Here is a 13,714-nt window from a genome sequence, read left to right as displayed (position 1 = left end):
GGGAGATCCACTCTTCGTGAGACGACCCGGTTCCGCCCGCGTCGCTACGTTCGGCGCCATGCGAACCGCATCGGCCGATCTGCTCGCCGTCCGGACGATCACCGTGGACGGCTCGGACGTCTACCTCCGGGTCACGAACAGTCCCGTCGACCTGGAGATCCGGTGGTCCCGCGACGGCGACCACCGGGTGGCGGGCAGGCCGGTGCTGTTCCCGGCGGGAGATCGTTCGCGCCGGCTGCTCGGCGCCAACTTCCGCGCCGGCACGACGTTCTGCCTCGACGTGGTGAGTCAGGCGGGCGAGGGCTGGTGCGGTGTCGTCGACTGGAACGTCTGACCTTCCGAAGGGACTCTCGATGAAACGCGCTCTCGCCGGCCTGCTCGCCGTGGGCTTCGCGATGTTGTCGGCCACGCCCGCGCAGGCGGCGTCGACGACGATCACGGTGCCGTTCAAGGAGAACCAGATCACCTGGTTCACCACCGCGCGCACGATCACCGTCGCCGGGTCGAACATCGACGCCCAGGTCGCGCTCGGCGGCGTCATGCAGCTCGCCTGGTACAAGTGCGGCGACCGCAACACGCGCGGCGCGTTCGTGCGGATGGAGGAGACCCGCAAGCACGTCGGCACGAACTTCAAGGCGGGCACCAAGTTCTGCCTCGCCTCGAACAGCCCGTACACCTCGGGCACCGTCGGAGGAACGCTGTGGTGGAGCGGCAACTGACCGGACTGCTCGCGCTCGCCCTGCTGGCGGGTTGCGCCGCGCCGCCGGCAGAACCTCAGCTCGTCGACCAGCAGCGGTACACGCGGGACATGCGCGACGGCTCCGCGAAGTTCACCTGGCCGGACGGCAGGAGACCCGACCTCGACGTGCTCGCGGAGAAGTCGGGGCCGGGACCGGACAAGGCGCCGCCGGGCAGCGAGCGGATCGTCCTGGAGATCACGAACTCGTGCGCCTGGTACCTCGGCTGGGAGGACGCCCGCGGGCGCGGCGACCAGGCCGCTGCGGCGGCCGCGCTGAAGGTGATGGGCGAGGTGCTGCCGACGTTCTCACCCGAGGACCCCGACGGGCAGCGCTACGCCAGAGAGACGGCCGCGAAGGCCGGACAGGGCGATGGCTCACTGGCTGCGGACTACGTGACGAACAACTGCGAGTCGGTGCTCTGGAAATAGCGACGGGGGCGTGTCCGAAGTGGACACGCCCCCGTTCGTGCGAACCAGCGTCAGACGGCGTTCGAGGACGCCGCGATCTGGATCTGCTCGGCGTCGTCGTTGTCGAGCTTGATGACCTTCTTGTTGCGGCGGTTGCGCTTCTCGAGGTAGTTCGCGAGCCACGACAGCAACAGGCACAGTCCGATGTAGATCAGGGCGACCACGATCATCACCGAGATCATCGGGCGGCTGAAGTTGACCGCGTCACCACCGATGCGGGTACCCCAGCGCAGCAGCTCCTCGAAGGTGATGAGGAAGCCGAGCGCGGTGTCCTTCAGCAGCACGACGAGCTGGCTGATGATGGTCGGCAGCATCGCCCGCAACGCCTGCGGCAGCAGCACGAACGTCATCACCTGCGTCTTGCGCATGCCCAGCGCGTACGCGGCCTCGCTCTGCCCCTTCGGCAGCGAGTTGATGCCCGCGCGGAAGATCTCCGCGAGCACAGAGCCGTTGTAGAGCATCAGGCTGATCACGACCGCCGTGAACGCGGTCAGCTTCACCCCGGCCACAGGAAGGCCGTAGTAGAAGAAGAACATCATGATCACGAGCGGGATCGCGCGGAAGATCTCGACGATCACCGCCGCGGGAGCGCGCACCCACGCGTGGTCGGACAGCCGCGCCGCCGCGAAGATCGCGCCGAACGCGAGCGCCAGCACCGCGCCGACGGCGAACGCGCTGAGCGTGTTGCCGATCGCCTCGACCAGGGACAACTGGATCTGCTTGTAGTTGATCCAGTCGAGCCTGCGCGTCGTGAACTGGTCGGTGGCGACGAAACGCATGATCACGTACGCGATCGCCGCGATCACCGCGGCGATGCCGACCACGGCCATGATCCTGTGGCGGAAGCGGGCCTTCGGGCCCGGGACGTCGAACAGCACCATGCTCATCGGGCCACGCTCCACCGCTTCTCGAAGACCTGCTGCACGTACGTCAGCGGCATCACCAGGACGACGAACCCGATCGCCACCCAGAGGAGTCCGAACAGGACGTTCTCACCCTGCTCCGACAGCGAGTCGCGGATCGAACCCGCCTGGAAGACGGCGAAACCCGACGCGACGGTCGTGTTCTTCAGCAACGCGATCATCGTGCTCGTCATCGGCGGGACGACCGAGCGCAACGCCTGCGGCAGCACGACGTTGCCCAGCATCTGCGTGAACGTGAGCCCGAGCGCGCGGGACGCCTCGGCCTGGCCGACCGGCACGGTGTTGATGCCCGACCGCACGACCTCGCAGACGAAAGCCGCCGTGTAGAGCGACAACGCGATGATCGCCGCGGTGTAGGGCTCGATCTTCAGGATCTCCAGCAGCGGATACGCGAAGAGGAAGAACACGAAGACCAGCGTCAGCGGCGTGTTGCGCAGGACCGTCACGTAGGTCGTGCCGATGCCACGGAAGACCGGCACGGGGCTGACTCGCAGCGCGGCGAGGATCGTGCCCAGCACCAGCGACAGCACCGCGGAGATCGCGAAGAGCTGCAACGTCTGGCCGAATGCACGCAGGAACAGATCTAGGTTGTTGGTGAGGACGCTCATCGGTTTCCTTGCCGTCCGTCCGCCTTCAAAGGAACGGCCGGCGGACCCACGTGGGATCCACCGGCCACGTGATCAGCCTCAGTAGCGGTCGATCGTCGGCTTCGTCGCCGTCGAACCCGACTTGCCGAGCGTTCCGTCGTAGATCTTCTGCCAGTCGCCACCGTCGAGCGCGGCCTGCAGGATGTCGTTCACCTTGTCGCGCAGGGCCTTGTCGTCCTTCGGCAGGCCGATGCCGTAGGGCTCGCTGGAGAACGTCTTGCCGACGACCTTCAGCTTGCCTTCCTCGGCGGCCGCGTAGCCCTTGAGGATCGCGTCGTCCGTGGTGACCGCGTCGACCTCACCGTTGAGCAGCTTCGTGACGCACTGCGAGTAACCCTGGAACTCCAGGATGTTCTCGGGCTCGGTGTAGTTGTTCTCCCGGATCTTCTTGATCGGGGTCGAACCGGTGACCGAGCAGACCTTCTTGCCCTTGAGGGTCTCCGGGCCGGTGATGTCGGCGTTGTCCTTCTTCACCAGCAGGTCCTGGCCGGCGACGAAGTACGGGCCCGCGAAGGCGACCTTCTCCTTGCGGCCGGCGTTGATCGTGTAGGTGCCGACGTAGTAGTCGACGTCACCGTTGATCAGCGCCTGCTCGCGGGCGGCCGACTGGATCGTCTTGAACTGGATCTTCTCGGGGTCGAAGCCCAGCTTCGCGGAGACCAGACGCGCGATGTCGATGTCGAAACCGCTGTACTTGTTCGTCGTCGGGTCCTTGTAACCGAGACCCGGCTGGTCTTCCTTGACGCCGACGACCAGCGAGCCGCGCGACTTGACCTTCTCGAACGTGGGCGAGCCGTCGACCTTGACGTCCTTGGCGACCTCGAACAGGCCGGCGGGCGCCGCCGAGTCGGTCGGGCTGCCCTCCTTGCCACACGCGGTCAGGGCCAGTGCGCCCGTCAGCAGCACCGCCGCAAGGGTGCGAACCCTCATCGTCCTTCTCCTGCCATTCGTTCGAAAGTGGGCTGACTACTAGTGAGTCAGGATCTTGCCAAGGAAGTCCTTCGCGCGGTTGGACTTCGGCGCCGAGAAGAACGCTTCCGGGGTGGAATCCTCGACGACCTCGCCGTCGGACATGAAGATCACCCGGTCCGCGGCCTTGCGGGCGAAGCCCATCTCGTGCGTGACGACCAGCATCGTCATCCCGTCCTTGGCCAGGCCCGTCATGACGTCCAGGACCTCCTGGACCATCTCCGGGTCGAGCGCGGACGTGGGCTCGTCGAACAGCATCACCTTGGGCTTCATGGCGAGCGCGCGGGCGATCGCCGCACGCTGCTGCTGCCCACCGGAGAGCTGAGCGGGGAACTTGTCGGCCTGGTTGGCGATCCCGACCCGCTCGAGCAGTTCCATCGCGGTCTTGCGCGCCTCGGCGGCGGGCGTCTTGCGCACCTTCGTCGGCGCGAGCATGACGTTCTCGACGATGGTCTTGTGCGCGAAAAGGTTGAAGGACTGGAACACCATGCCGACATCGGCGCGCAGGCGGGCCAGTTCTTTTCCTTCGGCGGGAAGCGGTTGCCCGTCGACCTCGATGACACCGGAATCGATCGGTTCGAGGCGGTTGATGGTCCGGCACAGGGTCGACTTACCGGAACCCGACGGCCCCAGCACGACCACTACCTGCCCCTTCGGCACTTCCAGTTCCACGTTCTTGAGCACGTGCAACGGGCCGAAGAACTTGTCCACACCCGCCACACGAATCATCGGCGGTGCAGAGGCGGCAGTCATCCAGTCCTCCATTGGGGGTCGTCGGCGTTGGCGGAAACCTAGGTGTCCGCCACCACACCAGTCCAGGACATTGAGCAAGACTTAGGGTCTCAACTCTGTCACAGGCAGACATCGGTTGCCCGGGAGGTAGCGAAAGTGCGCGTGCTGCTCGTCGAGGACGACGACAGGGTCGCAGAGGCCTTGGTCCCAGCCCTGACCAGACGGGGTTTCCACGTGGACCGGCAGGCCACGGGCCGCGGCACGCTCGACCGCCTCGCGGGCGTCGACGTGGTGCTGCTCGACCTCGGCCTGCCCGACATGGACGGCGTGACGCTGTGCCGTGCCATCAGGGCCGCGTCGGACGTCGCGATCATCGTGGTGTCCGCGAGAGGGGAGATCGACGACCGGATCCTCGGCCTGCACGCCGGGGCCGACGACTACCTGGTCAAGCCCTATGACGTGGGCGAACTCGTCGCGCGCGTGCACGCCGTCCGCCGTCGCCGCGGCGCGGACCCGGTCGGCGTGGGAGCGGTGTCCACAGAGGTGTTCGAGACCGGCGACGTGCGGGTCGACCTGGGGCGTCACGAGGTCACGGTCGCGGGGGAGTCGGTCGCCCTGTCGCGCAAGGAGTTCCAGGTGCTCGCGCTGGTGATGGCGGCGGGCGGCGCGGTGTGCACGCGGGAGCGGATCCTCGCCGAGGTGTGGGGCCGCACCTGGTCCGGTGCGAACCGGACGCTCGACGTGCACGTCGCCACGTTGCGGACGAAGCTCGGCAGGCCCGCGTTGCTGGAGACCGTGCGGGGCGTCGGCTACCGGCTGGGGCAGGTGTGATCTCAATTGGGTGATCTTTTGTCGTCGGCGTGTCGCGGCCGGGTGGGGTGACGCCCGGTGAGGTCCCGACTGCTGGGCGTGGTGCTCGCCCTGATCGTGCTCGTGCTGGTGGGCCTGGGCGTGCCGCTGGGCCGCAACGTGGCGGCCGCGGAGCAGCAGGAGATGTTCCTCGACCGGCTCACCGACACCAGCCGGTTCGCCTCGCTGGCGCAGCGGCCGCTGATCGACCGCAGCCCGGACCTGCTGCGGCCGGAACTCGAGCGCTACGACGAGCTGTACGACATCGGTGTGGCCGTGGTGGACCGCGACGCGCCGACCGTGCCGCTGGTGGCCTCGCGCAACGACATCGCGCTCGGTGACCCGGTCGTGCAGGACCTGATCAGCAAGGCGCTGGCCGGGCGCCTGCCGGTCGCTCCCGAGCTGTTCGCGCCGTGGAGCGACGCGAAGGTGGTGCTCGCCGAACCGGTCCTGGTCGACGGCGAGGTGCGCGGCGCGGTGATCACGTTCTCGCCGACGGCCAAGACCCGCTTCGAGGTGCTCGCGTGGTGGGCGCTGCTGCTCGCGGGAAGCCTGCTGGTGCTGGCGCTCGCGGTGCTGCTGGCGCTGCCGGTGGTGCGCTGGACGTTGCGGCCGGTGCAGGCGCTGGACGAGGCGACCGGGAAGCTCCTCGCCGCGGTGGTGTCGGGCCGGCCCGTGCCGCCGGTGGGGGCGGAGAGCGGTCCGCCCGAACTGCGGCACCTCTCGCGGTCGTTCGACCAGATGGCCGCGAACGTGAGCGATGTGCTTGCCGCACAACGGGCCTTCGTCGCGGACGCGTCACACCAGCTTCGCAACCCGTTGACGGCGCTGAAACTCCGGCTGTCCAACCTGGAGGGTCACGTCGACGGCGAGGGGGAGGTGCACCAGGTCGAGGCGATCAGCGAGACCGACCGGCTCAACCGCATCCTCGACGAGCTGCTCTCCATGGCGCGCGCCGAGTCCAGTTCCGTGGACCCGGTGCCGGTCGACGTCGACAAGTCCGTGGCGGCGCGGTTGTCCGCGTGGTCGGCGGCCGCGGCGGCGAAGGAGGTGCACCTCGTGCTCGACGGGGAACGCGTCGGCATGGCCCTCGTCCCGCCGCGCGGTGTCGAGACGATCCTGGACGCGCTGCTCGACAACGCTCTGAAGTTCACCGCCGAGGGCACGCTGATCGTGGTGGACGCGCGCAAGTCCGACGGCGTCATCCGGCTCTCCGTCGCCGACCACGGGCCCGGTCTGCAGCCCGACGAGCTCGAACGGGCCACCGACCGGTTCTGGCGCAGCCCCGCCCACCAGAACGTGCCCGGCTCCGGGCTGGGCCTCTCGATCGTGCGGCTGGTGGTCGAACGCGTCGACGGCACCGTCCAGCTGGAATCGCCCGAGGACGGCGGGCTCAAGGTCGTGGTCGAACTGCCGGCCGTCTAGACCTTGGCTTCTCGGTAGTAGCGCATGGCACCGGGGTGCAGCGGCACCGGTGATGTCTCGATCGCGGACCGCTGCTCTATCGTGCGCGCCGCCGAGTGCGCCCTCACCAGGTCGGGCTGCCCCTCGAACAGCTGCCGCACCAGCGCTTCGGCCACGTCGTCGGGCATCGACTCGTTGACGAGCAGGAAGTTGCGCACGACGAGCGTGATGACCGGACCGGACTGCAGGTTGTAGGTGGAGGCGGGCAGCGTCGCCGATCCGTAGACGGGGTACTGCTGGCGGAACTTCAGCAGCTCGTCCTTGAGGTCGAGCATCCGCACGCCGAGTCCCTTGGTGAGGTCGGTGATCCGGCGCGTCGGCAGGCCGCCGGACCAGAAGAACGCGTCGAGCCTGCCCTCCTGCATGGCGCCGGCCGAGTCGTCGAGGCCGAGGTTCACGGTCTGCGGCGTGACGTTCTCGGACCGCAGCAGCTTGGTCGCGATGATCTCGACACCGGACTCCTTCGCGCCGATCGACACGCGCAGTCCGGACAGGTCGCGCAGCTTCGCCACCGGCAGGTCGGCGCGGACGATGACCTGCAGGTAGTCGTCGTGCATGCGGGCCAGCGCGCGCAACCGGTCCGAACCCGGCAATCCCTCGAGCGCGTCCGCCTGGGAGAAGCCGACCTGGGCCTGGTTGTTGATCAGCCGGGTGACGTTGTCCTTGGAACCGGCCGTCTGCACGACCTGGGGCCGCACGATGCCGAGACGCCCGCTCCAGATGTCCGCGAGACCGTTGCCGAGCGAGTAGTAGACGCCGCCCTCGCTGCCCGTGGCCATCGTTATCTTGATGTCCGTCACCGTGCTGCTACAGCCCGTCAGGACCGTTGCGGCGGTCAACAGGCTCACGGCGGCATGCAGTCGTCCCAGCACCAGCGCATCGTGCCACGGTGGTGCCCGGCCCTTGCACCCGACGAAGGTCCTGCCTGGTCACGGTGCGAATGGGACAGGCTTTGTGCGGTCCGCGAAACTCGGGCGTTTGACCAGGGGTTATCGTGTTCGTGTGAGTACCGCGCAGGTTCGCAAGAGCTTCCAGATCCGCACGTTCGGGTGTCAGATGAACGTGCACGACTCCGAGCGGCTCGCCGGTCTGCTGGAGGACGCGGGCTACGCCCGTGCCGAAGAGGACGAGCAGGCCGACGTCGTCGTCTTCAACACCTGCGCGGTCCGCGAGAACGCCGACAACAAGCTGTACGGCACGCTCGGCCACCTCGCCCCGCAGAAGACGGCGAACCCCGGCATGCAGATCGCGGTCGGCGGCTGCCTCGCGCAGAAGGACCGCAGCGAGATCGTCCGGCGCGCCCCGTGGGTGGACGTCGTGTTCGGCACGCACAACATCGGGTCGTTGCCGGTGCTGCTCGAACGCGCCCGCCACAACTCCGAGGCACAGGTGGAGATCCTCGACGCGCTGGAGACGTTCCCGTCGTCGCTGCCGGCCTCGCGCGACTCGGCCTACTCGGGCTGGGTGTCGATCTCGGTGGGCTGCAACAACACCTGCACGTTCTGCATCGTGCCGTCGTTGCGCGGCAAGGAGAAGGACCGCCGCCCCGGCGACGTGCTGGCCGAGGTGCAGACGCTCGTGGACGAGGGCGTGCTGGAGGTGACGTTGCTGGGGCAGAACGTCAACTCCTACGGCGTCGAGTTCGGCGACCGGCTCGCGTTCGGCAAGCTGCTGCGCGCCTGCGGTGAGATCGACGGACTGGAGCGCGTGCGCTTCACCTCGCCGCACCCCAAGGACTTCACCGACGACGTCATCGCCGCCATGGCCGAGACGCCGAACGTGTGCCACAGCCTGCACATGCCGCTGCAGTCCGGTTCGGACCGCCTGCTCAAGGCGATGCGCCGCTCGTACCGCACCGAGAAGTACCTGGGGATCATCGACAAGGTCCGCGCCGCCATGCCGGACGCCGCGATCACCACCGACATCATCGTGGGCTTCCCCGGCGAGACCGAGGAGGACTTCCAGGGCACGCTCGACGTGGTGCGCCAGGCCCGGTTCTCGTCGGCGTTCACGTTCCAGTACTCGAAGCGCCCCGGCACCCCGGCGGCAGACCTGCCGGACCAGCTGCCCAAGGCCGTCGTGCAGGAGCGCTTCGACCGGCTCGTGGCGCTGCAGAACGAGATGACGCACTCGTTGAACATCGAGCAGGTCGGCCGCACGGTCGAGGTCCTCGTCGCCACGGGTGAGGGCAAGCGCGACGCCGAGACCCACCGCATGAGCGGCCGTGCGCGCGACGGACGCCTCGTGCACTTCGCACCCGGTGCGATCGTTCCGCGTCCTGGTGACGTCGTGGAGACCGTCGTGACGTACGCGGCCCCGCACTACCTCGTCGCGGACGGCGAACCGCTGTCGTGGCGCCGCACCAAGGCCGGTGACCGTTCCGAGGCCGGCATCAAGCCCAAGACCGCGGGCATCGGCCTCGGTCTGCCGTCGTTCGGAGCGCCCGAGCCGTTGCCCGTCGTGTCGGGGTGCGCGGCACAGTGAGTGATGAGGACTTCTTGCGCAAAGAGATCGACGCGGTGGAGCACGAGGCGGCCAGGCGCATCGACCCGGGAACGGGCGCGCTGACGATCTCGGTCGCGGTGCTCGCGATCCTGGTGTCGCTGGTCCTGCCGTGGATCGGCGAGTTCACCGGCCTGCAGGTCGTGCTGGGCGAGTCGTCGCTGTTCCTCCCGAAGCTGTTCTCGTACCTCGCTCTCGGCATCGGGGTGCTCGGTTCCGGCATCACGCTCGCGGTACGACGCTGGGGCCTCACGTGGGTGTGCTCGCTGGGGCTGTTCGCGGGGTCGATCATCGGCGTGCTGTCGATCTGGACCCAGCAGACGACGACGAGCAACAAGACGATCGGTCCCGGGCCCGGCATCGGGTTGATCATCGCGGTGATCGCGGTGATCCTCCTGCTGGTGAAGTGGGTGCAGATCGCGGCCTCGCGCCCGCCCCAGCTGTGAACGGGCGCAGTACCCGCTAGAAACGTCTGAGGGCCCCTCTCCCGTGCGGAGAGGGGCCCTCAGACGTTGGTCTACCTAGCGGGTCGCCAGGGCCTGCTCAGCGGCGGCGAGCCACTCGCGCCACTGGGCCGCCTGCGCCTCGGCCTGCTCGGTGCGGCGCTTGTCGCCCGCGGCACGGGCCTTAGCGGCCTGCGCCTCGAACTGCTCCACGCGCTCGCGGAACTGGGCCACGCGGGCCTCGGCCTCGGGGTCGGACCGGCGCCACTGGGCGTCGACCGCGCCGCGGACCTTCTCCTCGATGCTGCGGAGCTTGCCCTCGAGCTCGCGGATGCGCTCGCGCGGCACCTTGCCGATCGCGTCCCAGCGCTCCTGGATCTTGTAGAGGGCGTTGCGCGCCGACTCGAGGTCGCCCGACGGGTCGATGCCCTCGGCCTCGGCCAGCAGCTCCTCCTTCAGCTTCGCGTTGGCCGAGAACTCGGCGTCCCGCTCGCTGAACGCTTCGGAACGCTTCTGGAAGAACGCGTCCTGCGCGGCCCGGAACCGCTGCCACAGCGCGTCGTCGGCCTCCTTGGGCGCACGCCCGGCGGCCTTCCACTCGACCATCAGCTCCTTGTAGCGACCGGCCGTGGTGCCCCAGTCGTCGGAGTCGACGAGCTTCTCGGCCTCCTCGACCAGCGACTGCTTGGAGGTCTTCGCCACCGAGCGCTGGCGGTCGAGGTCCGCGAAGTGCGAGCCGCGACGGCGGTTGAACGCGTCGCGCGCCTTCGAGAACCGGCGCCACAGCTGCTCGTCGGTCTTGCGGTCGACGCCGCGAATGGTCTTCCACTCGTCGAGGATCTGACGCAGCCGGTCGCCCGCGACCTTCCACTGCGTCGACTCGTTCGCGATCGACTCGGCCTCGTCGACGAGCGCCTGCTTGCGCGCCACGGACTGGGCTCGGGCGGCCTCCTTGGCCTCCTTCGCCTTCTCCATGCCGGCCTCTGCCTGGACCAGCACGTGCTCGACGCGGGCGGCCAGCGCCTTGAGGTCACCGACGACGGCGGCCTCGGCGAGCTGCTCCTTGACGTGCTTCGCGCTGGTCAGGGCGTGCTTGGGGTCGCCGGCGCCGGACTTGAGCCGCGACACGAGCAGCTCGACCTCGGTGCGCAGGTCGTCGAAGCGCCGCGCGAAGTGCGCGAGGCCCTCGACCGGCTCACCGGCCTGCCACGACCCGACAGCACGTTCGCCGTCCTCGGTCTTCACGTACACGGTGCCGTCGGCGTCCACGCGCCCCCAGCGGTCAGGGTGGTCCGACGCCACGGGGACGGCCGGAGGCGACGCCTGCGGTGCGGTCTCCTTCGGCGTTTCCTCGACCCCACCCTCGGCTGCGACCGCCACTGGAGTGGTCTCGGCCACGGCCTCCGGTGTGCTGTCCTGCTCCGACATCGCCGGTTCCTCCCATCTGACGCCCGTGCCTGCCACGGGCGCCCCGCCGTTGGCGGGGCCGATGCAATACGGGCGCTGGAGGGTCTCCCGTCCCCAGTTCCCCGCGCGCATTCAAACAGGTCAGAGCTCGACTCGGTACTGGGAGTCCACGATAGGTAGCCTCGTCGGTCGTGATCACCCGTGCCGCGGTGGTGCCGCACCCACCTCTTCTGGTCCCAGAACTGGTCGTGGGAGCCGCCGCAGAAACCGAGCCCGTGCGGGCCGCAACCCTTGCCGCAGCAGGAAAACTGCCCGGTCCGTGGGTCGCGGTCGCCGTGGACGACAGCGGCCCCTCCACATACTCGCCGCCGTTGTCGGGAACTTTTCTCGGTTATGGGGTCGATGTGCCTGTGTCACTCGGCGGTGACCTGCCGCCGGATGCGCGGATTCCGTTGCCGGTGCTAATCACCGCGTGGCTTCGGGAACACTGCGGAGTCGAGGTGTCACGCGTCGAACTCGTGCCGCCTGACCTGCCCGCTTCCGACTGTGTCTCGTTTGGACAACAACTCGCCTCGTCGCCGGAATCCGGGCTCCTGGTCCTGGGTGACGGCTCCACCCGGCACGGCCCGCGTTCGCCGGGGTCGGACGACGAGCGTTCGGGACCTTTTGATTCTTTGGTCCACAGTCTGCTGGCGAACGCCGACGTGGACGGCCTTCTCGGTCTCGACCTCGACCTCGCCCGTGAACTGGGCGCGCAGGGCCGTGCGGCATGGCAGGTCCTCGCGGGCGTGCCAGGACCGTGGCGCGGCTCGTCCGCCGAGTTCTTCGCACCTTTCGGCGTGGGCTACCACGTCGCTGTCTGGGAGCGCCCGTGATCACCCCCATCGCTGTTGTCGGACCCACCGCGACCGGCAAGTCCGACCTGGCCGTCGCGCTCGCGGAGCGGTTCGGGGGAGAGGTCGTCAACGCCGACGCCATGCAGCTCTACCGCGGCATGGACATCGGCACGGCGAAGATGCCGTTGGTTGAGCGTCGTGGCGTTCCGCACCACCTGTTCGACGTCCTGTCCGTCACCGAGACCGCGTCGGTGGCCGCCTACCAGCGCGAGACGCGGGCCGTCGTCGAGGAGTTGCTCGCCGCCGGGCGTCCGCCGGTCCTCGTCGGAGGTTCGGGGCTCTACGTGCAGGCCGTGCTGGACGACCTGAAGTTCCCCGGCACCGACGACGCGGTGCGCCTGCGTTTCGAGGCGGAACTGGCGTCGGCGGGCTCGGAGGCGTTGCACCGGCGCCTGCAGGAACTCGACCCGGCCGCCGCGATCGCGATCCTGCCGTCCAACGGCCGCCGCATCGTGCGCGCGCTGGAGGTCATCGAGCTGACGGGGCAACCGTTCTCGGCGAACCTCCCCAAGCCCGGCCCCGCCCGCTACGGCACCGTCCAGATCGGCGTCGACCGCGAGGTGTCCGAACTGGACACCCGCGTCGACCAGCGGGTGGACGCCATGTTCGCGTCTGGCCTGGAAGACGAGGTGCGCGCCCTGGTCCGGCTCGGCCTGCGTGACGGCAAGACCGCGTCGCGGGCGCTGGGCTACCAGCAGGTGCTGTCCGCAATGGACGGAGCCTGCACGATCGACTTCGCCGCCGAGGAGACCAAACGCGCCACCCGCCGGTTCGTGCGCCGGCAGCGGTCGTGGTTCCGGCGTGACCAGCGCATCACCTGGCTCGACGGTGCTCGGCCTGATCTTTTGGAGACCGCCGGTAACCTTGTCCCGTGGAGTTCGTGAAGGGGCACGGCACGGAGAACGACTTCGTCGTCCTGCCCGACCTCGATGACGCGTTGGACCTGACCGTCGCCCGCGTGCAGGCGCTGTGCGACCGGCAGCGAGGCCTGGGCGCGGACGGCGTGCTGCGCGTCGTGCGCACGGGCGGCAAGTGGTTCATGGACTACCGCAACGCCGACGGCTCCATCGCCGAGATGTGCGGCAACGGCCTGCGCGTCTTCGCCCGCTACCTGGTCGACGCGGGCCACCAGCCGCAGGGCACGTTCGTCGTCGGTACGCGCGCGGGGGACCGCACGGTCACCACGCACCCGGACGGCTCCGTCACGAACGACATGGGCCCCGCGCGGGTCACCGGCACGTCCATCGCCGCCGTCGAAGGCACCGGCATCGGCGGCTTCGCGGTCGACGTCGGCAACCCGCACCTCGCGTGCGTCACCGAGGTCCCGGTCGAGGACTTCGACCTCACCGTGCCGCCCGGCTTCGACCCGGTGATGTTCCCGCACGGCGTCAACGTCGAACTGATCAACGTCATCGGCGCCGACGCGCTGCGCATGCGCGTCTACGAGCGCGGCGTCGGCGAGACCCGCTCGTGCGGCACCGGCACCGTCGCGTCCGTCGCCTCCTGGCTCGCGGGCCAGGGCAGGTCGACGGGCTCGGCGACCGTCGACGTCCTCGGCGGCCAGGTGTCCGTCACCATCGAGCCGACGACGTCGACCCTCACCGGACCTGCCGTGCTCGTCGCCCGCGGCGAGCTCGACAAGTCCTGGTGGGACGCCCTCGTCTGATATCCGATA

Annotated in this window: 16 protein-coding genes; 10 read left to right on the top strand and 6 right to left on the bottom strand. The window is 68.9% G+C overall.

The window, feature by feature from the left end; translation table 11 throughout:
* Window positions 1-58: 58 nt before the first annotated feature.
* The 3 genes from ACH413_RS28790 to ACH413_RS28780 are packed head-to-tail and all read left to right on the top strand — an operon-like array spanning window position 59 to window position 1,168.
* Window positions 59-334 (top strand): hypothetical protein, encoded by a 276-nt coding sequence (locus ACH413_RS28790; RefSeq protein ID WP_360043252.1) that lies wholly within the window; start codon window positions 59-61, stop codon window positions 332-334.
* Window positions 335-353: 19 nt separating this feature from the next.
* Window positions 354-719 carry a hypothetical protein gene (locus ACH413_RS28785; protein WP_093599744.1) on the top strand — a complete coding sequence of 122 codons (366 nt, stop codon included), beginning with the start codon at window positions 354-356 and terminating at the stop codon, window positions 717-719.
* Complete coding sequence (locus ACH413_RS28780; protein WP_360043256.1) at window positions 704-1,168, top strand: hypothetical protein; 465 nt, start codon at window positions 704-706, stop codon at window positions 1,166-1,168. The genes ACH413_RS28785 and ACH413_RS28780 overlap by 16 nt, the downstream gene beginning before the upstream one ends.
* A 50-nt stretch (window positions 1,169-1,218) precedes the next feature.
* Here the strand turns inward: ACH413_RS28780 and ACH413_RS28775 are convergent, their stop codons facing one another.
* From ACH413_RS28775 to ACH413_RS28760, 4 genes are all read right to left on the bottom strand, one after another.
* A complete protein-coding gene (locus tag ACH413_RS28775; protein WP_360043259.1) occupies window positions 1,219-2,094 on the bottom strand; it encodes an amino acid ABC transporter permease in 876 nt (291 codons plus the stop codon).
* Window positions 2,091-2,738: an amino acid ABC transporter permease gene (locus ACH413_RS28770; protein WP_360043262.1), complete on the bottom strand. Its 648-nt coding sequence runs from the start codon at window positions 2,736-2,738 to the stop codon at window positions 2,091-2,093. The genes ACH413_RS28775 and ACH413_RS28770 overlap by 4 nt, the downstream gene beginning before the upstream one ends.
* Before the next feature lie 78 nt (window positions 2,739-2,816).
* Complete coding sequence (locus tag ACH413_RS28765; protein ID WP_360043265.1) at window positions 2,817-3,707, bottom strand: glutamate ABC transporter substrate-binding protein; 891 nt, start codon at window positions 3,705-3,707, stop codon at window positions 2,817-2,819.
* A 39-nt stretch (window positions 3,708-3,746) separates the two neighbouring features.
* The gene (locus ACH413_RS28760) at window positions 3,747-4,475 is read right to left on the bottom strand and encodes an amino acid ABC transporter ATP-binding protein (protein ID WP_319978680.1); all 729 of its coding nucleotides are present in this window, start codon (window positions 4,473-4,475) and stop codon (window positions 3,747-3,749) included.
* Between the two features lie 159 nt (window positions 4,476-4,634).
* On the opposite strand from ACH413_RS28760, the gene ACH413_RS28755 reads away from it, so the two are divergent.
* Together ACH413_RS28755 and ACH413_RS28750 are read left to right on the top strand one after the other, a co-directional pair.
* The gene (locus tag ACH413_RS28755; RefSeq protein ID WP_319964593.1) at window positions 4,635-5,309 is read left to right on the top strand and encodes a response regulator transcription factor; all 675 of its coding nucleotides are present in this window, start codon (window positions 4,635-4,637) and stop codon (window positions 5,307-5,309) included.
* Between the two features lie 57 nt (window positions 5,310-5,366).
* Entirely contained in the window at window positions 5,367-6,752 is a 1,386-nt protein-coding gene (locus tag ACH413_RS28750) for a HAMP domain-containing sensor histidine kinase (protein ID WP_360043268.1), read from the top strand.
* Here ACH413_RS28750 and ACH413_RS28745 read toward each other — a convergent pair.
* Window positions 6,749-7,663 (bottom strand): TAXI family TRAP transporter solute-binding subunit, encoded by a 915-nt coding sequence (locus tag ACH413_RS28745; protein ID WP_360043271.1) that lies wholly within the window; start codon window positions 7,661-7,663, stop codon window positions 6,749-6,751. The genes ACH413_RS28750 and ACH413_RS28745 overlap by 4 nt on opposite strands.
* Window positions 7,664-7,793: 130 nt before the next feature.
* Between ACH413_RS28745 and miaB the strand changes: the two genes are divergently transcribed.
* Window positions 7,794-9,275, top strand: a complete 1,482-nt coding sequence (gene miaB / locus ACH413_RS28740) for a tRNA (N6-isopentenyl adenosine(37)-C2)-methylthiotransferase MiaB (RefSeq protein ID WP_360043273.1) — start codon at window positions 7,794-7,796, stop codon at window positions 9,273-9,275.
* A gap of 14 nt (window positions 9,276-9,289) precedes the next feature.
* A complete protein-coding gene (locus ACH413_RS28735) occupies window positions 9,290-9,739 on the top strand; it encodes a hypothetical protein (protein ID WP_360043276.1) in 450 nt (149 codons plus the stop codon).
* Window positions 9,740-9,814: 75 nt separating this feature from the next.
* Here the strand turns inward: ACH413_RS28735 and ACH413_RS28730 are convergent, their stop codons facing one another.
* Complete coding sequence (locus tag ACH413_RS28730; protein ID WP_360043279.1) at window positions 9,815-11,164, bottom strand: DUF349 domain-containing protein; 1,350 nt, start codon at window positions 11,162-11,164, stop codon at window positions 9,815-9,817.
* 170 nt (window positions 11,165-11,334) lie between these two features.
* On the opposite strand from ACH413_RS28730, the gene ACH413_RS28725 reads away from it, so the two are divergent.
* Genes ACH413_RS28725 through dapF form a run of 3 tightly spaced genes read left to right on the top strand, consistent with a single transcriptional unit; the run spans window position 11,335 to window position 13,705 of the window.
* Window positions 11,335-12,018: a hypothetical protein gene (locus tag ACH413_RS28725; RefSeq protein ID WP_360043282.1), complete on the top strand. Its 684-nt coding sequence runs from the start codon at window positions 11,335-11,337 to the stop codon at window positions 12,016-12,018.
* On the top strand, window positions 12,015-12,923 hold the full coding sequence (gene miaA / locus ACH413_RS28720) for a tRNA (adenosine(37)-N6)-dimethylallyltransferase MiaA (RefSeq protein WP_360043285.1): 909 nt from the start codon (window positions 12,015-12,017) through the stop codon (window positions 12,921-12,923). The genes ACH413_RS28725 and miaA overlap by 4 nt, the downstream gene beginning before the upstream one ends.
* Entirely contained in the window at window positions 12,911-13,705 is a 795-nt protein-coding gene (dapF, locus tag ACH413_RS28715; protein WP_360043288.1) for a diaminopimelate epimerase, read from the top strand. The genes miaA and dapF overlap by 13 nt, the downstream gene beginning before the upstream one ends.
* Window positions 13,706-13,714 lie beyond the last annotated feature (9 nt).

Source organism: Lentzea sp. NPDC020367, from assembly GCF_044387305.1.
Lineage (GTDB): Bacteria > Actinomycetota > Actinomycetes > Mycobacteriales > Pseudonocardiaceae > Lentzea.
Note: the sequence above shows the minus strand (reverse complement) of the source record. Positions and strands in the feature narration are given on the sequence as shown.

Excerpts from the sequence above, each read along its gene's own strand:
- ACH413_RS28790 (WP_360043252.1), top strand. The coding sequence starts at position 59 with ATGCGAACCGCATCGGCCGATCTGCTCGCCGTCCGGACGATCACCGTG.
- ACH413_RS28765 (WP_360043265.1), bottom strand. The coding sequence starts at position 3,707 with ATGAGGGTTCGCACCCTTGCGGCGGTGCTGCTGACGGGCGCACTGGCC.
- ACH413_RS28785 (WP_093599744.1), top strand. The coding sequence starts at position 354 with ATGAAACGCGCTCTCGCCGGCCTGCTCGCCGTGGGCTTCGCGATGTTG.
- ACH413_RS28770 (WP_360043262.1), bottom strand. The coding sequence starts at position 2,738 with ATGAGCGTCCTCACCAACAACCTAGATCTGTTCCTGCGTGCATTCGGC.
- ACH413_RS28730 (WP_360043279.1), bottom strand. The coding sequence starts at position 11,164 with ATGTCGGAGCAGGACAGCACACCGGAGGCCGTGGCCGAGACCACTCCA.
- ACH413_RS28760 (WP_319978680.1), bottom strand. The coding sequence starts at position 4,475 with ATGATTCGTGTGGCGGGTGTGGACAAGTTCTTCGGCCCGTTGCACGTG.
- ACH413_RS28775 (WP_360043259.1), bottom strand. The coding sequence starts at position 2,094 with ATGAGCATGGTGCTGTTCGACGTCCCGGGCCCGAAGGCCCGCTTCCGC.